This is a genomic window from Nocardioides sp. GY 10127 (assembly GCF_004919085.1).
In the GTDB taxonomy this organism is placed as follows: domain Bacteria; phylum Actinomycetota; class Actinomycetes; order Propionibacteriales; family Nocardioidaceae; genus Nocardioides.
Window position 1 is genome coordinate 413676 of sequence record NZ_STGL01000002.1, and the last position, 16932, is coordinate 430607.

The following is a 16932-nucleotide window of genomic DNA, read 5'->3' on the forward strand; positions in this document are numbered from 1 at the left end:
CGTGCCGGAGCAGTCCTGAACAGGCGTCCTACCGGGCCGCTCCGGACCGGAGCCGACTCCGGCGGCGATGCGGGACGGGTGTCAGCCCCGTCGGTGCCACTGCCCCCGCGAGACCACCCGTTCCTCGCCGTCCACGACGACGACCGCCGAGGCGTCGTCGAGCAGGTAGGACCGGTGGCCGAGCCCGGCCGCCCAGGCCTCGGCCGTCGTGAGGGTGTTCTCCGGCAGGTGGGGATTGTCCAGGTGGGGGAAGAGTGAGAACCCCACGAGCCCGAGGGTCCGGTCGACGCCCGGGGTGGAGGCCTCCGCTCCCGGGGGCGTCCACCCCACGAAGTCGGCGCCGATGCTCGGCGTCACGACCATCGACCCTGCGCTGAGGCCGACGTAGACCAGGTCGAGCGACGGCAGGAGCGCGTCGAGGCCCGAGGCGAGCATCGCGTGGTGCAGGAAGAGCGGGTCCCCACCGGCGACGAGCAGCGCGTCGGCCTGCTCGAGCGCGGGACGCCACACCGACTCGTCCAGGAGGGGCAGCGCGGTGAGCTCCAGGACGCCGACCTCGGCCCAGCCGACCTCGGCCAGCGGCGCGCCCGACTGCCCGCGCACCACCCGCCCCGTCTCGGCGACGCCCTGCGACAGGGCGTGCAGGGCCGTGGGAACCAGGATCGCGCGCGCCTCCCCCACCGGCTTGCCCAGCAGCTCCTCGAGGGCGGAGGCGATCGCCTCGTTCGCAATGCCTCCCGAGGTCAGCAGCATCTTCATCGTCGTCTCCTGGTCGGTCCGCCGTGGCGGCCCGGCGAGGACCGCGCGGGGCCCGCGCCGCCCCGTCCACGGCACCGTAGCCGCCCGCGCCGACACCCGAGCCGACACCCGTGCCGACACCCGTGGCCCGGGCGTGCCCCCGACGTGCAAGTGTGGACCCATGCCTGCCGAGCCGCGCACCCGGACCTTCGACGACGGGTCGGACGCCGTCCCCGACCCCGTGCCCGGTGCCGTCACCCGCGTGGTGGTGGTCGGCGCAGGCATCGCCGGCCTGGCGTGCGCCAACGCACTGGCCACCGCCGGCACCGACGTGGTGCTCGTCGAGGCCCGCGACGGCGTGGGCGGACGGCTGCGCACCGTCGAGGTCGGCGGGCACACCGCGGACCTGGGCGGCGCGTGGGTGCACCACCCCGAGGAGAACCTGCTCACGGACTGGCTCGCCCTGGCCGGCGTGGACTGGGTGGTCGACCCCACCGGCACGCGCTTCACCGGCGCCGACCTCGGCGAGGCGCGGACCCTGACCCCCGCCGAGCTCGAGGGCACCGGCTACGCCGTCCTCGAGCCCGTGGCCGCGCACCTGCGCGCCGCGCTCGAGGCCGGGGAGCCGGACGTCTCGGCCGCCGCGGCCATCGACGCCTACCTGGCCGACGCGCACTCACCCGGCCCCGAGCGCGACCGCCTGCGCCAGCTCATGGCCGCCATGGTGGAGCAGGACGGCTCGGGCCCGCTCGAGGCGATCTCGGCCCGCTGGGCCCTCACCGGCGGCATGCTGGTCGGGGACGTCGTGGACAACGTCCCCGTGGGCGGCTACCGCAGCGTGCTCGCGCCGCTGGCCGCCCCGCTGCGGCAGGCCGGCAGGCTGCTGCTGGGCCGGCTCGTCACGCACGTGCGCACCACCGACGAGGGAGTCCGCGTCGAGGGCGTCACGGACGACGGCGAGGCCTGGTCGGAGACCGGCTCGCACGTGGTGGTCACCGTGCCGCTCGGCGTCCTCAAGGCCGGGTCGATCACCTTCGACCCGCCGCTCCCGGCAGCCCGGCAGGCCGTGGTCGACCGGACCGGGTTCGGGACCATGGAGAAGGTCTTCCTCTCGTTCGAGGAGCCGTTCTGGCGGGAGAAGCACACCGGCCTCCAGCACTCCGTGATCTACCCCGCCGACCGGGACGAGCCCGCCACGTGGACGTGGGACTTCGGGCTGAGCCCGACCCTGATGTTCCTCGTCGCCTCCAGCGCGGTCGAGCGCCTCCAGCGGGACCCGCGGGCGTTCGCCCTCGAGCAGCTCGAGGCCGTCTACGGCGGGCCGCTGCCCGCCGAGCCGACGGACGTGGTGAGCACCGACTGGGCGCACGACGAGCTGGCCCGGGGCGCCTACGGCCACGTCCGCCCCGGCCAGGACGACTCGGACTTCGACGTCCTGGGCGAGCCCGTCGGCCGGGTCTGCTTCGCCGGGGAGTCCACGGACGCCGAGCGGGCCGGCTACGCCGACGGCGCGATGGCGACCGGGCTGCGCGAGGCCAAGCGTCTGCTCGGCCGGGCCTCGGTGGAGCTCACGGCCGGCTGAGCCCGGCGGTCCACCGCTCCTCGACCCGGCCGAACCGCCACAGGGCGAGCGCGGCCAGCCAGGTGGCGCCGAACAGCGCCACCACGGCGTAGCCGGCGTCCGCGAGCGGCACCCCGCCCAGCCACGCCAGCGGCCCCGAGGTGATCCCGGCCGCGTCGTCGAGGGCGCCGGCGAGCTCGACGGTGCCCACCACCAGCGAGACCGCCACCGACAGCGAGGTGACGGCGAGGTTGTAGAAGACCTTGCGCACCGGGTGGGACCAGGCCCAGCCGTAGGCGGCGTTCATGAGGACGCCGTCGACGGTGTCGGCCAGGCACATGCCCGCGGCGAAGAGCACCGGCAGCACGAGGACCGCCCAGAAGGGCAGCGCGAACGCCGCCGCACCTCCGGCGAGGACGAGCAGGCCGACCTCGCTGGCGGTGTCGAAGCCGAGCCCGAACAGGACGCCGACCGGGTAGATGTGCCAGGGCCGACGCACGCCCCGCGTGAGCCCGCCGACCAGCCGGTTGATCAGGCCGCGCTGCTCGAGCCGCCGCTCGAGCTCCGCCTCGTCGAAGTGGCCGTGACGCAGGCCGGTGAACACCCGCCAGAGGCCCACCAGCGCCACGAGGTTGACGAGGCCCAGCAGCCAGAGGAACGAGCCGGAGACCAGCGAGCCGACGAGCCCGGTGACGGTGTGCAGGGTGGAGCCGTCGTCGACCACCGCGGCCCCGACGGCCCGCAGACCGAGGGTGAGCAGGAAGGCCAGCACGAACACGATCGTCGAGTGGCCCAGCGAGAACCAGAAGCCGACCGACAGCGGCTGGCGCTCCGCGTCGGGCCGGGAGGCACGGCCCGCCGCGGCGTCCTCCTGGCGGCGCCCGACGAGCACGCGGGTCGTGTTGTCGATGGCCGCCACGTGGTCGGCGTCGAAGGCGTGCCGCAGGCCGAAGGTGTAGGCCAGCAGCCCGACCCCGACCGTGTAGACGGGGTGCTCCCCGCCCAGGCTCAGGTGCGCGGGCGCCACCAGGAGGACGAGGACGCCGAAGCCGACCGCGTGGAGCAGGACCACGACCGCCGTCATGCCGGCCAGGCTGCGGCGGTCGGCCGGGCTGAGGCCCTGGGCGAACCTCCGCAGCCGACCACGGCGGGACGGGGCGGGCGACGGGGCGGGCGACGGGGCGGGCGACGGGGCGGGCTGCGTGGTGGGCGGCCGGGTGGGCACGGGGCGACTCCAGCGTCGGGGTCGACACTGGTTGCCGACGTCATCCACACGCTAGCCCGTCGCTGTTGCGACCCAATTGCAGGAGGGGTGGTGGCCGCCACGGACCGGGCTCAGGCCGGGTCGGCCGCCTGCCCCACGTAGGCGGCCAGGTGCCGTCCCGTGAGCGTCGAGGCCTCGGAGACCAGTCGCTCCGGCGTCCCCGAGAAGACCACGGTCCCGCCGTCGTGGCCGGCCCCCGGCCCGAGGTCGATGATCCAGTCCGCGTGCGCCATCACGGCCTGGTGGTGCTCGATCACGACGACCGAGCGGCCCGCGTCGACCAGCCGGTCGAGGAGGCCGAGCAGGTTCTCGACGTCCGCCAGGTGCAGGCCGGTGCTCGGCTCGTCCAGCACGTAGACCGAGCCGGCCTCCGCCATCTGCACGGCGAGCTTGACCCGCTGCCGCTCCCCGCCCGAGAGCGTCGAGAGCGGCTGGCCCAGCGTCACGTAGGGCAGCCCGACGTCCACGAGGCGGGCGAGGATCTTCTCCGCCGCCGGCACCTTCGAGTCGGGTGCCGAGAAGAAGGCGTGGGCCTCCCCCACCGGCATGGCCAGGACGTCCACGATCGTGCGGCCGCCGAGCGTGTACTGGAGGACGTCGTCGGAGAACCGGCGCCCCTCGCAGGTGTCGCAGGGCACGGAGGCGGCCGCCGCCAGGGGCAGGCCGGTGTCGATGACGCCCGCGCCGTTGCAGGTGGGGCAGGCCCCCTCGGAGTTGGCGCTGAACAGCGCCGGCTTCACGCCGTTGGCCTTGGCGAACGCCTTGCGGACGGGCTCCAGCAGGCCCGTGTAGGTCGCCGGGTTGGAGCGGCGCGACCCCTTGATCGCCGACTGGTCGACCACGACCACCCCCTCGCCGTCGGCCGAGGATCGCTGCACCAGCGAGTCGTGCACCAGGGAGGACTTGCCGGAGCCGGCCACCCCGGTGACGACGCAGAGCACGCCGAGCGGCACGTCCACGTCGACGTCGCGCAGGTTGTGGCGGGAGGCGCCGCGCACCTCGATCCAGCCGGAGGGCTCCCGGACGGACGCCTTCAGGCTCGCACGGTCGTCCAGGTGCCGCCCGGTGAGCGTGCCGCTGCCGCGCAGCCCCTCGACCGTCCCCTCGAAGACGACCTCGCCGCCGTCGGTGCCGGCCCCCGGGCCGAGGTCGACGACGTGGTCGGCGATCGCCACCACCTCGGGCTTGTGCTCGACGACCAGGACGGTGTTGCCCTGGTCGCGCAGCCGCAGGAGCAGGTCGTTCATCCGGGCGATGTCGTGGGGGTGCAGCCCGATGCTGGGCTCGTCGAAGACGTAGGTGACGTCGGTGAGGGCGCTGCCGAGGTGCCGGATCATCTTGGTGCGCTGCGCCTCGCCGCCGGACAGCGAGCCCGACGGTCGCTCGAGGCTGAGGTAGCCGAGGCCGATCGCCACGAACGAGTCGAGCAGGTGCGAGAGGGACGCCAGGAGAGGGGCCGCGCCGGGGGCCTGGAGCCCGCGGACCCAGGTGGCCAGCTCGCTGATCTGCATCGCGCACGCGTCGGCGATCGAGACACCGTCGATCCGGGACGAGCGTGCGGCCTCCGTCAGGCGGGTCCCCTCGCACTCCGGGCAGGTCGCGAACACCACGGCGCGGTCGACGAACGCACGGACGTGCGGCTGCATCGTCTCCCGGTCCTTGGACAGGAAGGACTTCCTGATGCCCGGCAGGAGCCCGTAGTAGGTCAGGTTGATCCCGTCGACCTTCAGCTTGGTGGCCTCGCGGTGGAGCAGGTCGTCCAGCTGGCGCTTCGTGAAGTCCTTGATCGGCGTGTCGCAGTCGAAGTACCCGCAGCCGCGCAGGATGCGCCCCTGCCATCCCTCCATCGAGTAGCCCGGGATGGTGAGCGCACCTTCGTTGATCGACTTGTCGGCGTCGTAGAGCGCGGTCAGGTCGATGTCGGAGACCGCACCGCGGCCCTCGCAGCGGGGGCACTGCCCGCCGGTGACCGAGAACGCGCGGCGCTCCTTGACCTCGCGCCCCGCCCTCGTGGTCGTCACCGCTCCCGCGCCCGAGACGGACGCGACGTTGAACGAGTAGGCCTGCGGCGGGCCCACCTGCGGGTCGCCCAGGCGGGAGAAGAGGATGCGCAGCAGCGCGTTGGCGTCCGTCGCCGTCCCCACCGTCGAACGGGGGTCGGCGCCGAGCCGCTCCTGGTCGACGATGATCGCCGTGGTCAGGCCCTCGAGGACGTCCACGTCGGGCCGCGCCATCGAGGGCATGAACCCCTGCACGAACGCCGAGTAGGTCTCGTTGATCATCCGCTGCGACTCCGCGGCGATCGTGGCGAAGACCAGGGACGACTTGCCCGATCCCGACACGCCCGTGAAGACCGTGAGCCGCCGCTTGGGCAGCTCGAGGGCGACGTCGCGCAGGTTGTTCTCCCGCGCACCGACCACCCGGATCGTGTCGTGCGCGTCCGCCGGGTGGGCGGCGCGTTCCTCCGAGGTCGTCACGGCACCTCCTGGTCGGGCGGACGTCGTGGGCTCTTTCTACCCCACGCGCCCCCCACACCCCCGCCACGACCGGGCCACGCCACGACGGCGCTCCGGTCACGCTCCGGCCGATGCTCGGCTGCGGCTCCGAGCGAGGACTGGACCAGCGGTCCGGATCACACGTGAGGGGCGATTGACACTCTGTGGACAAAAGACCCTGGCGCGGCCTCGCTGCCCTCGTCCCCAGGGGCCTACTATCGGTAGGTCGGCGCGGCGATCTCCGGGGGGAGGCTCGCCGCCTGCCGAGTGCGGGAGTGATGTCCCTCAGTGGTCACTTCTCGCACGGGAGCCCCGCCCATCCCACTCGGGCGGGGCTCCCACTCCCCCCGCACCGCGCCGCACCCCTCTGCACCCCTCTGCACTGGTGCCCCGCGATCGGTCGCGCAGCGCGCGGACCGATCGCCCCGACATGGGCCGAGCCTCTCGCGAGGGGGGTACGCGAGAGGCCCGGTAGACAGGTGTTACCCGTGATCCGGGCCACACAAACAGGATCGGCGCGGGAATTCCCTGACGTCCCGCAGCCGGGCCGTCCCGGCGCTCAGGCGAGCTCGAAGCGGACGCGGCGCGCCTCGACGTCCGCCTCCACTAGACGCAACGTCACGCGCTCCCCCAGCGGCAGGGGGTGCTCGGCGGTCACGGCCGTCTGCACCGCCGGCTCGGAGATCACGACGTGCCCCCGGGTGGGTCGCTCCTCGTCCCGCTCGACGACGAACCCGCTGAAGGTCTCGCCCACCGACCGCGCCAGCACCCCCGCCTCGACGAGGTCCAGCACCGCGCGCTCGTAGGCGACCGCCCGGCGCCCGGAGGCGGCCAGCGTGCCCGGCAGCCCGGGCAGGGCCGCGTGCACCCACGCCGGGACGGGCTCGTCCGCGCAGAGGCTCAGGCAGACCTCGCCCGCGTACCGGTCGCCGAGGCGGCGCAACGGCGCGGTGACGTGGGCGTACTCGGTGGCCAGGCCGGCGTGCCTGGCCTGCGCCGGCACGTCCCCGTCGAAGGCGACGTAGCCGGCACCCCGCAGGACGCGGGTGAGGTCCATGAGCATCGCGACGTCCCGCGGGCGGGCCGGGTCGAGAGTCCGGACGAAGTCCGGGAACAGCATCTCCGCCGGCCAGTCGAGCCCGAGCGCCCGGGCACCGCGGTGGAGCCGCTGGACCTCCCCCGCGTCCCTGTCCGGCAGGGTCCGGAGCAGCCCGACTCCGGCGTAGATCATCATCGCCGCCGCGGCGAAGCCGGTGAGCAGCGAGACCTGGGCGTTCCACTCCTCCACGGGCAGGCGGGTGCGGTGCTCCAGCCGCCACCGGTCCCCCACGACGTCCACGTCCTGCTCGGGCAGCGGCAGCGAGATCCCGCCCCGGGCCGCCTCGCGGGCCATCCGCAGCGGCCCGAGGTCGGCCAGGACGGCCAGGGTGGACGGCCCCGCGCCGGCCTCGACGAGCGCCTGGGCCCGCTCGTAGGACAGCCGCTGGCGCGAGCGCACGCGCGCCCGCTCCACCACGGCGTCGACCCGCTCGCCCTCGGCGGTCATGCGGATCGTCCACAGCAGCGCCGGACGGTCCACGCCGGGCAGCAGCGACGCCGCACCCTCGCTGAGCACCGTCGGGTAGAGCGGCACGGTGGCCTCCGCGCCGTACAGCGTCTGGCCGCGCCGGTGGGCCTCGCGGTCCACGGGGTCGCCCGGCGTGACGAAGGCGGCCACGTCGGCGATGGCGTAGTGGACGAGGAAGCCGCCGTCCGGCGTCCGTGCCAGGTGCATCGCCTGGTCCAGGTCCTCGGAGCCCGCCGGGTCGATCGTGAGCAGCTCGACGTCGGTGCGGTCGTTGTCCGGCAGCCGGGGCGAGGCCGCCGCGGCCCGGGCCGCCTCCTCGACGTCCGCCGGGAAGTCGGGCGTGACCCCGAGGTCCGCCTGGACCTGCCGGACGCCGGCCGCGAGCGTCCTGGCGGACACCCCGTCGTCGTACGCGCGGACCCGGACCACGGGGTGGGAGCTCATGGAAGGCACGATAGCCACCACCATGTTGATCCTGCTGCCTCCCAGCGAGGGCAAGACCGCGCCGCGACGCGGTGCGCCGCTCGACCTCGCCACCCTGTCCCACCCGGCGCTCACCGAGACCCGCGAGCGGGTCCTGGACGCCCTCGTCGAGCTCAGCTCCGGCGACCTGGCCGCGGCGGCCCGCGTGCTCGAGGTCGGCGCCACGCAGACCGACCTCGTCGAGGCCAACCGCGGGCTGCGCGAGGCCCCGACCGCCCGGGCGGAGCGGATCTACACCGGCGTCCTCTACGACCACCTGGACGCCGGCAGCCTCACCGCGGCCGCCAAGCGACGCGCCTCGTCGCGGCTGGCGGTCGTCTCCTCCGTCTTCGGCCTCGTCCGCCCGGGCGACCGCATCCCCGCCTACCGGCTCTCGGGCCAGACGACCCTGCCCGGCCTCGGGCCCGTCGCAGCCGCCTGGCGGCCCGTCCTCGGCGAGGCCGTGGCCGCCCAGGTGGGCCGCGGCCTCGTCGTCGACCTGCGCTCGAGCGTCTACGCGGGCTTCTGGCGCCCCGGCAAGGACGCCGGCGACGTCGACCCGCGCACCCGCGTGGCGACGGTCCGCGTGCTCCACGAGCAGGGCGGCGTCCGCAAGGTCGTGAGCCACTTCAACAAGGCCACGAAGGGGCGGATCGTCCGCGCCCTGCTCGAGGACGGCGCCGACCCCGGCACGCCCGCCGCGCTCGCCGACGCGCTGCGCGACCTGGGCTGGCTGGTGGAGGTCGGCGAGCCGACCGCCACCGGCACACGCCTGGACGTCGTGGTCACCGAGCTCTGAGCCGGCCCGGCCCCGTCCACGCGCGGGGCCTCACCAGTGGGCGGCCTCGAAGGCGCCGCCGTCGCCGGGCGGGCGCGCGTTGAAGAGCCGCATCGAGCCCCGGTGGCCCGGCAGCGGGCCGTCCTCGACCCTGTCGTCGGGGTAGAACGACACGACCGTCACCGAGGCCGGGGCGAGCTCCATCCGGTGGACGACGGCGATGTCGACGCCGAGCGCGGTGGCGACCAGCGTCTTGATCGGGGTGACGTGGGAGGCCACCACCACGGTGGAGCCGGCGTGCTCCGCGACCACGCGGCGCAGGCCGTCGTGGACGCGGTCGCGGACAGAGCCGAAGGACTCCCCACCCGGCGGCGCCACCGTGGGGTCGGCGATCCAGCGGGTGAGGGCGTCCGGGTCCCGCTCGAGCACCTCCGGGAAGGTGAGGCCCTCCCACTCGCCGAACTCCATCTCGGCGAACGCGTGCTCGGTCGCGGCGACGTGCCCCAGCCGGTCGCCCAGCACCTGGGCCGTCTCGACGGTCCGGCGCACCGGGGACGTGACGAGAGCACCGACCCGCTCGGCGAGCGGCGCCAGCCAGTCCGCGGTGGCCCGCACCTGCGCGAGGCCCTCCACCGACAGCGGCGGGTTGTCGCCGCCCAGGCCGCCGGAGAACTTCTTCGCCGCCGTGTGCCGCGTGACCCCGTGGCGCACGAGCACCAGCGTCGTCGGCGGCCCGGACGGGGCCGCCCAGCCGCGCGCCGGCGCGGCGGTCGCCGACTGCATCGAGGGCTGGGCCGGGGCCGAGGGCTGGATCGGGGACGGGGCAGCGGAGGGCGCCTCCTCGGCCGCGGCCGCGTAGGTCACCCCGTCCCGCACGCCGTCGAGCGCCTCGTTGGCCAGGCGGTCGGCGTGCGCGTTCTCGGCCCGGGGCACCCAGGTGTACGTGGTGCCCGCCGGAGCCACGGCGGACGCCTCGGCGTGCAGCGGCTTCATGTCCGGGTGCTTGACGCGCCACGCACCGCGCATCTGCTCGACCACGAGCTTGGAGTCCATCCGGACCTCGACCGACGCCCCCGGGGCGACCTCGACGGCCAGCCGGAGGCCGGCCACCAGCCCGGAGTACTCCGCCACGTTGTTCGTGGCCCGGCCGATCGTCGTGCCCTCCTCGGCCAGGACGTCGCCGGTGACGGCGTCGCGCACGAGCGCCCCGTAGGCCGCCGGGCCCGGGTTGCCCCGGGAACCGCCGTCGGCCTCGACGACGACCCGCTCGGGACGCCGCTGCGTCACAGCCCCGACTCGGCCGTGCGCACGACGATCCGGTCGCACTCCTCGCAGCGCAGCACCTCGTCCGTCGTGGCCGCGCGGAACTCCGCGAGCACGCCCGGGTCCAGCGCCAGCTGGCAGCCGGTGCAACGGCGCTGGACCAGCGCCGCGGCGCCCACGCCGCCCTTGGACTCGCGCAGGCGGTCGTAGAGCTTCACCAGCGGCTCCGGCAGGCCCTCGGCCGCCGGCCCGCGGGCGGACTCCACCTCGCCGAGCTCGGTCGCCAGGCCGGCGTCCTTGGCGCGGCGCGTGCTCTCCAGCTCGTCGCGCTTCTCCTCGATCACCGCGACCTGGTCGGAGAGGTCCTGGAGCATGGCCTGGGCGGCCTCCAGGCGCTCCATCACCTCGAGCTCCTCGTCCTCCAGCGTGGCGATGCGGCGCTCGAGCGAGACGAGCTCGCCGCTCATCCGCTCGAGGTCCTTGGGGTTGCTGATGGCGCCGGAGTCCATCCGGTCGCGGTCGCGGGTGCGCCGGGTCTTCACGGCCTCGACGTCGGCGTCGACCTTCTTCTGCTCCAGCGTGAGGTCGTCGACGAGGATCTGCGCGTCGCGCACCTGGTCGACCAGGCCCGACCGCTGCTTCTCCAGCGCGGCGATGTCGGCGATCTCGGGCAGGGTGCGGCGCTGGTGCCTGAGGCGGTCGGCCCGCGAGTCGAGCTCCTGCACCTTCAGCAGCCGGGTCTGGGCGGCGGGGTCGGCTTTCAGCGTCGTCTCCTCACGCGGGACGTCGCGCGGCGACGTCGGGATCGGGTTGTTCAGGTGTGGGCGTCAGCCCCGCAGCGACCAGGGGTCGGTGCACGTCGTGCTGACGCGGAGCTCCACGGTATCGCCCCCGGGCAGCTGCGGCAGAGCCGCCGCCAACCGCTGCTCCAGCCGCGGCAGCCAGGTCCACTCCGCGGCCCAGTGCGGCACGTCGACGAGCGCGACGTCCCCGTGCTCGAGGAACTCCGAGGCGGGGTGGTGGCGCAGGTCGCTGGTGACGTAGACGTCCACGGCGTCCGCTGCGCCGCGCGCCCGCACCGTGTCGAGGAGGAAGTCGCCCGCACCGCCGCACAGGGCGACCCTGCGCACGAGCCGGTCGGGGTCGCCGCCGGCGCGCACGCCCCCGGCGGTGCTCGGGAGGGCCGCGCCGACGTGCCGGGCGAACTCCGCCAGCGTCAGGGGCTGCGGCAGCGTCCCGACCCGGCCCGTCCCGGTCCGCACGGGCGCCCCGGCGGCGGGGTCCGCGAGCTCGGTGACGTCGTAGGCGGGCTCCTCGTACGGGTGGGCGGCGATCATCGCCGCCACGACCTCGGCGCGGGCCGCGCGCGGCAGCACCACCTCGATGCGCACCTCGTCGACCACCTCGGGGACGCCGACCGTGCCGATGGTCGGGTTCGCGCCGTCCAGCGGACGGAAGCGACCCTCGCCGCGGGTCGTGAAGGATGCCTGGTCGTAGTCGCCGATCCGCCCCGCGCCGGCCGCCGCCAGGACGGCGCGCAGGGCCTCCGCGTCGCCGACGGGGACGTAGACCCCGAGCTTGTCGAGCGCCGGTCCGGCGGGCCGGGCGGCGTCCGGCACCAGCGGTGCCACGTCCTCCAGCCCGAGGGCGAGGGCCATCGCCTCCGAGACCCCGCCCTCGGCGAGGTCGGCGTTGGTGTGGGCGGTGACCAGTGCGCATCCGGCGCGCACCAGCGTCGTGAGCGTGCGGCCCTTGGGCGTGGCCGGCGTGAACCCGTGCACGCCCTTGAGGAACAGGGGGTGGTGGACGACGAGCAGGTCGGCGCCCCACTCCTCGGCCTCGGCCGCGACCACCGGCGCGGGGTCGACCGCGAGCAGCACCCGGCGCACCGGGTGCTCGTCGGCGCCCCACACCCGGCCGACCCGGTCCCAGGAGTCGGCGGTGCCCGGCGGGTACCAGGCGTCCAGCAGGGACTGGACCTCGGCCAGGGACGGTGCGTCGGCGGGCATGCCGGCCAGCCTAGTGATCGCCCCGCCTAGGCTGGTGGCGTGCCCGTCGTGAAGATCAACGCCATCTCCGTCCCGCCCGGCGCCGGCGAGGAGCTCGAGAAGCGGTTCGCCGCCCGGGCCCACACCGTCGACGGCTCGCCCGGCTTCCTCGGCTTCCAGCTGCTGCGCCCCACCGCCGGCGAGACCCGCTACTTCGTGGTGACCCACTGGGCCGACGAGGAGTCGTTCGCCGCCTGGCGCGACGGGGACGCCCGGGCCGCTCACGCCGCCCCCGAGGGCGCGGGCGAGGCACCGCGCCGGCCGGTCTCCACCGGCGCGGACCTCCTCGAGTTCGACGTGGTGCTCGACGTCCGACCCTGACCGGGGACCCGGGCCTGGCCCGGGTCGGCCCGGGTCGACTTCAGTTGACCTGGCGCGTGCGGCCCTCCCAGTAGGGCGCGCGCAGCTTGAACTTCTGCAGCTTGCCGGTGGCGGTGCGCGCCAGCTCGGGGCGGAACTCGATGCTGGTCGGCGACTTGTAGCCGGCGAGCCGGTCCTTGCACCAGGCGATGAGGTCGGCCTCGGTCACCTCCGCGCCCTCGGCGAGGACGACGAGGGCCTTGATCGTCTCGCCCCACTTCTCGCTCGGCACGCCGATGACGGCCACCTCGGCGACCTGCGGGTGGCTGAAGAGCGCGTCCTCGACCTCGATCGAGGAGACGTTCTCTCCGCCGGTGATGATCACGTCCTTCTTGCGGTCGCTGATCGTCAGGTACCCGTCGGCGCCGATGGTGCCGCCGTCACCGGTGTGGAACCAGCCGCCCTCCAGGCAGCGGGCGGACTCCTCCGGCTGCTCCCAGTAGCCCTCGAGCACCTGGTTCGCGCGGGCCAGGACCTCGCCGCCCTCGCTGTGCTCGGTGGCCTCGGAGAGGGACAGCCGGACCCCGAGGGCGGGGGCACCGGCCCGGGTGAGCAGCCCGGCGCGCTCCTCGGCGGGCAGGTGGTCCCACTCGGCCCGGCCGCGGTTGAAGGTGAGCAGCGGGCTGGTCTCGGTCAGGCCGTAGATCTGGATGAACTCCCAGCCCAGCTCCTCCTCGACGCGCACGACGGTCTTCGTGGGCGGCGGCGCGCCGGCCATGATGATCCGCACCTTGTCGCGCCCGGGGATCGGACCCTCCCAGTCCTTGGCTGCCTCGAGCACCGCGTTGGCCACGGCGGGGGCGGCGCACATGAACGTGACGCCGTGCTCCTCGACGCGGCGCAGGATCTCGGCCCCGTCCACCTTGCGGAGCACGACCTGCGGGATGCCGAGGCCGGTGGTCGCGAACGGCATGCCCCAGCCGTTGGCGTGGAACATCGGCAAGGTGTGCAGGTAGACGTCGCGGTCGGTGAGGCCGGCGTGCATGGCGAAGGTGACGGCGTTGGTCCACACGTTGCGGTGGGTGATCTGCACGCCCTTGGGCCGCGCCGTCGTCCCGGAGGTGTAGTTGATGTAGGCCGTGGCGTTCTCGTCCGGCTCCCAGGCCCGCGGCTCGGCGCCGCCGTCCTCGGGGGCCGGCGCGTAGAGGTCGTCGTCCTCGCCGAGCACGAAGGTGTGCTCCACGGGCAGGTCGCCCAGCGTGTCCTTCAGCTCGGGGTCGAGGTAGAGCACCCGGGCACCGGAGTGCTCCACGATGTAGCGCACCTCGTCGGGCCGGAGCCGGAAGTTCACCGGGACGAGCACCCGCCCGAAGCCGGCCACGCCGTAGAAGGACGTGAGCAGCCGCGCGGAGTTGTGGCTCACGACCGCCACCCGGTCCCCCACCTCGAGGCCGAGCTCGTCGAGCTTGGCCGCCTGGCGCCGGGCCAGGGCGTGCATCTGCGCGTAGGTGAGCGCGCCCTTCTCGCCGAGGGGCTCGGCCGGCTGCTCCGGCTCGTCGACGACACCGGTGCGCTCGCCGTAGACGGTGAGTGCGCGGTCGATGAAGTCGTTCACGCTGAACGGGACGATCATGGGCCCTCCTGACGCCGGGCGGCACGGCCTGACTGGCTGCCGGTGTGACGGCGGCCACTCTAGGGCGCGGCCCTGAGAGGGGTCCCTGAGGCGGAGGTCCCACGTCGCTGAGCGGACGGACCGGCACGCTCAGCGGTCAACCGGGTCGGAGGGCGGTCGGGCACGGGGAGGGCAGCGGTCTCCCAGCCGCCCGGTCCGAGGGCCCGAGGCCCGCTCAGCGCTCCAGCGCCGACCGGGCCCGCCCGGCCACCTCGGCCCGCAGCCGGCTCCACGGAGCCGGCCGGCGACCCGCGTGCGGCTCGGTGACCACGGGCTCCGTCTGGGCCCAGACCCGCCGCCACGTGGCGACGTCGGGGCCCGCCGGGTCGGGCGTCGTGCCCGCCGCGCTGCGCAGCCGCGCCTCGTACCAGGACGTGCGCTCCTCGTCGAGGAGCGCCGCGACGGCGTCCTTGATCCGGGGCGCGAAGTCGCGCACCGACTCCCCCTCGCGGGCACGCAGCGGCTCGCCGAAGCGCACCGTCACCTCCCGGCGGCGGCCCTCGTGCCGGCTCGGCCACCCGGCACCGCGGGGCATCGCGGCGAAGGTCCCCCGATGGGCCACCGGGACCACGGGCACGCCGTGGGTCTGCGCGAGGTAGGCCGCCCCCATCCGGAACCCCTGGAGCCAGCCGTCGCGGGAACGGGTCCCCTCGGGGTAGACGACGAGGGACCATCCGTCCGCGAGGACCTCGCCCGGCGTGGCGGCCATCGAGCCGCCGCGACGGTCGATCGGGAAGGTGTTGAAGACCAACGAGGAGCCGACGGCCTTCCACCACGTGTCGAAGAAGTAGTCGGCGGCCGCGGCCACGGCGGTGCGCCGCCGCCAGGAGTCGGGCAGGGACAGCAGGAGCAGGGGCGTGTCGAGGTGGCTCGCGTGGTTGGCCACGAAGATGACCGGCCCGTCGAGCCGCTCGAGCACGTCCAGGCCCTCGACCCGGGTGCGCACCTGCGCGCGGAACAGCGGCTCGAGGCCGACCCGCTGCGCGACCTCGCGGGCGGCCACCACGGAGGGACGGCGCGCCCAGCCGGTGTCGAAGACCGTGCCGGTGGGCGGCTGCACGAACGGCTCGGCCGACCGCGGCACCTGCGCCCGCCGACCCCACCGGAACCCGCGCGCGGTCCGGCGGACGTCCGCGACGCCGCCGCTGAGGAACTCCCCGACGCCCACGCCTCAGACCTTCACGTCGGCGAGGATGTGCGGGGGGTTGTGCAGGTAGGTGATCGACGGGCTCGTGCCCACCGACCCCGAGACCATCTCCAGGGCGTCCGCCAGCGACGAGGCCGCGCGGAAGCCGAGCCGCTTGGCCACCCTCCGGTCCCCGCCGACCCACACCACGTCCCCCACGTGGTCCATGGCGTGCGCCGCCCAGTACCACATGTAGAACGGGTGGACGCCGTGGTAGGCGTGGCTGGTGCGGTACAGGTGCCGGTACCAGGGGTCCTCGGCGAACTGCTTCTCGTACTTCTCGCCGATCACCTGCGGGTCCGTCGTCTCGGCCAGCACCTCCTCGTAGAAGTCCACGTAGGAGGGGTGGTGCAGCTGGTTGAAGCCCTCGTCGAGCGGGTGGTAGAGGATCACCGCTCCCCCGCGCTTGACCATCGGGTGGCCGCGGTAGGAGTTGAAGTAGTAGCCCAGCCCCATGCAGGTCGCGAGGATCGGGTTCATCGAGCTGTTGACGTTGTAGGGCCCCAGGTAAGGCACGCCCAGCACCAGGACGTCGGAGTAGCCGTCGACCTCGACGAGCTGCTGCGCGTGCACCTTCTCGATGGTCCGCTCGTGCACGGCCTCGACCTCACCCGCGTTGACGCCGGTCAGTCCGTAGGGGGCGCGCATGTCGTGGAAGATCTTGTGCCGCAGCTTCTGCGGCGCCAGCGCCAGCCCCCGGCGGGCGGCGAGCATGGACGCCTGGTCCTTGACGTTCCACTCCCACTCGCGCTTCATCAGGAAGTCGAACGGCTTGGGGAAGACGTCGTTGTTGACCGTCGTCTCGATCTGGAAGACCTTCACGTGCTCCCTGATGAGCCGACCCATGCGCCACGCGGAGTGGTGCATCTTCGAGGCCTTGTGGTCCATGAACGAGCGGCTGTGCACCATCGTCTTCGCCGTGTGGTGGTGGCGCAGCGACGTGTAGGACGACAGCCCGACGCCGACGGACTTGTGCCCGCCGTCCATCGCGACGAGGTTGAGGTTGACGTAGACCAGCAGGTCCGACTCCGCGGCGCGCTTGCTGATCTCGACGTCCTCGCCCTCCTCGGTGGTGCCGAGGTGCACGAGCGCGTCGCGGTCCTCCGCGTCGAAGTTGTAGAGCTTGCCCTGGGGGTGGAACGACCGGAAGACGCGCTCCCCGACGATGTGCTCGAGCTCGGGGCCGGTCATCCGGCGGTGCAGGGCGTTGGCGGCGATGATCTCGACGTCGTCCACCCCGGCCTCGGCGGCCAGGGTGAGGACGGCCTCGATCACCCGCTGACGGTGGTCGGGCCGCGCCATCGTCGGCAGCGGCAGCGAGATGTCGTCGAACGCGATCGTCAGCCGCATGCCCGCGAACAGCAGCTCGGGCAGCGGCTCGGAGTCCACCGGGTGCAGCAGGGCGTCCAGGATCGCGCCGTCGACGTCCTTGATCGCCGGCAGCGCCTCGGGCGGGTAGACCACCCTGGTGCCGAGGGGGAACTCCTCCATGCGGAAGCCGAGGCCCTCGTGGACGACCAGCGGCGGGGTGCGGTCGTCGACCTCCAGGACGAATCCGGGTCTGCTCACAGCTCGTTCCTCGTGCTCGTGCGGGTGGG

At 74.3% G+C, this 16932-nt stretch carries 13 protein-coding genes; 3 read left to right on the forward strand and 10 right to left on the reverse strand.

The annotated features are described in order from the left end of the window. Positions 1-81: 81 nt before the first annotated feature. Positions 82-759: a Type 1 glutamine amidotransferase-like domain-containing protein gene (locus E8D37_RS03570; RefSeq protein ID WP_136568371.1), complete on the reverse strand. Its 678-nt coding sequence runs from the start codon at positions 757-759 to the stop codon at positions 82-84. A gap of 160 nt (positions 760-919) precedes the next feature. Here E8D37_RS03570 and E8D37_RS03575 point away from each other — a divergent pair, with 160 nt between their 5' ends. Next, positions 920-2320 carry an NAD(P)/FAD-dependent oxidoreductase gene (locus E8D37_RS03575; protein WP_168929600.1) on the forward strand — a complete coding sequence of 467 codons (1401 nt, stop codon included), beginning with the start codon at positions 920-922 and terminating at the stop codon, positions 2318-2320. Here the strand turns inward: E8D37_RS03575 and E8D37_RS03580 are convergent. The 3 genes from E8D37_RS03580 to E8D37_RS03590 all read right to left on the reverse strand — a co-directional run bounded on the left by E8D37_RS03580 (position 2307) and on the right by E8D37_RS03590 (position 8069). Next, on the reverse strand, positions 2307-3383 hold the full coding sequence (locus E8D37_RS03580; protein WP_136568373.1) for a HoxN/HupN/NixA family nickel/cobalt transporter: 1077 nt from the start codon (positions 3381-3383) through the stop codon (positions 2307-2309). The genes E8D37_RS03575 and E8D37_RS03580 overlap by 14 nt on opposite strands. Before the next feature lie 251 nt (positions 3384-3634). After that, a complete protein-coding gene (locus tag E8D37_RS03585; protein WP_136568374.1) occupies positions 3635-6040 on the reverse strand; it encodes an excinuclease ABC subunit UvrA in 2406 nt (801 codons plus the stop codon). Between the two features lie 577 nt (positions 6041-6617). Continuing rightward, positions 6618-8069, reverse strand: coding sequence for an RNB domain-containing ribonuclease (locus tag E8D37_RS03590; protein WP_136568375.1), 1452 nt, complete (start codon positions 8067-8069; stop codon positions 6618-6620). On the opposite strand from E8D37_RS03590, the gene yaaA reads away from it, so the two are divergent. After that, a complete protein-coding gene (yaaA, locus tag E8D37_RS03595; protein ID WP_240770158.1) occupies positions 8068-8886 on the forward strand; it encodes a peroxide stress protein YaaA in 819 nt (272 codons plus the stop codon). The genes E8D37_RS03590 and yaaA overlap by 2 nt on opposite strands. A gap of 30 nt (positions 8887-8916) precedes the next feature. Here the strand turns inward: yaaA and E8D37_RS03600 are convergent, their stop codons facing one another. From E8D37_RS03600 to E8D37_RS03610, 3 genes are all read right to left on the reverse strand, one after another. After that, positions 8917-10152 carry a bifunctional RNase H/acid phosphatase gene (locus E8D37_RS03600; protein WP_136568376.1) on the reverse strand — a complete coding sequence of 412 codons (1236 nt, stop codon included), beginning with the start codon at positions 10150-10152 and terminating at the stop codon, positions 8917-8919. Continuing rightward, entirely contained in the window at positions 10149-10853 is a 705-nt protein-coding gene (locus tag E8D37_RS03605; protein ID WP_136568377.1) for a C4-type zinc ribbon domain-containing protein, read from the reverse strand. Before E8D37_RS03605 ends, E8D37_RS03600 begins: the two co-directional genes overlap by 4 nt. A 102-nt stretch (positions 10854-10955) precedes the next feature. Further along, a complete protein-coding gene (locus E8D37_RS03610) occupies positions 10956-12137 on the reverse strand; it encodes a Nif3-like dinuclear metal center hexameric protein (RefSeq protein ID WP_136568378.1) in 1182 nt (393 codons plus the stop codon). 39 nt (positions 12138-12176) lie between these two features. On the opposite strand from E8D37_RS03610, the gene E8D37_RS03615 reads away from it, so the two are divergent. Continuing rightward, on the forward strand, positions 12177-12497 hold the full coding sequence (locus tag E8D37_RS03615) for an antibiotic biosynthesis monooxygenase (RefSeq protein ID WP_136568379.1): 321 nt from the start codon (positions 12177-12179) through the stop codon (positions 12495-12497). Between the two features lie 40 nt (positions 12498-12537). Here E8D37_RS03615 and E8D37_RS03620 read toward each other — a convergent pair whose 3' ends face one another. From E8D37_RS03620 to E8D37_RS03630, 3 genes are all read right to left on the reverse strand, one after another. Beyond that, positions 12538-14109, reverse strand: a complete 1572-nt coding sequence (locus E8D37_RS03620; RefSeq protein WP_136568380.1) for an AMP-binding protein — start codon at positions 14107-14109, stop codon at positions 12538-12540. 214 nt (positions 14110-14323) lie between these two features. Then, positions 14324-15316 carry a lysophospholipid acyltransferase family protein gene (locus E8D37_RS03625; protein ID WP_136568381.1) on the reverse strand — a complete coding sequence of 331 codons (993 nt, stop codon included), beginning with the start codon at positions 15314-15316 and terminating at the stop codon, positions 14324-14326. Between the two features lie 3 nt (positions 15317-15319). Continuing rightward, entirely contained in the window at positions 15320-16903 is a 1584-nt protein-coding gene (locus E8D37_RS03630; protein WP_206055544.1) for a lactate racemase domain-containing protein, read from the reverse strand. Positions 16904-16932: the final 29 nt, after the last annotated feature.

Excerpts from the sequence above, each read along its gene's own strand:
- E8D37_RS03620 (WP_136568380.1), bottom strand. The coding sequence starts at position 14,109 with ATGATCGTCCCGTTCAGCGTGAACGACTTCATCGACCGCGCACTCACC.
- yaaA (WP_240770158.1), top strand. The coding sequence starts at position 8,068 with ATGGAAGGCACGATAGCCACCACCATGTTGATCCTGCTGCCTCCCAGC.
- E8D37_RS03575 (WP_168929600.1), top strand. The coding sequence starts at position 920 with ATGCCTGCCGAGCCGCGCACCCGGACCTTCGACGACGGGTCGGACGCC.
- E8D37_RS03570 (WP_136568371.1), bottom strand. The coding sequence starts at position 759 with ATGAAGATGCTGCTGACCTCGGGAGGCATTGCGAACGAGGCGATCGCC.
- E8D37_RS03610 (WP_136568378.1), bottom strand. The coding sequence starts at position 12,137 with ATGCCCGCCGACGCACCGTCCCTGGCCGAGGTCCAGTCCCTGCTGGAC.
- E8D37_RS03580 (WP_136568373.1), bottom strand. The coding sequence starts at position 3,383 with ATGACGGCGGTCGTGGTCCTGCTCCACGCGGTCGGCTTCGGCGTCCTC.
- E8D37_RS03590 (WP_136568375.1), bottom strand. The coding sequence starts at position 8,069 with ATGAGCTCCCACCCCGTGGTCCGGGTCCGCGCGTACGACGACGGGGTG.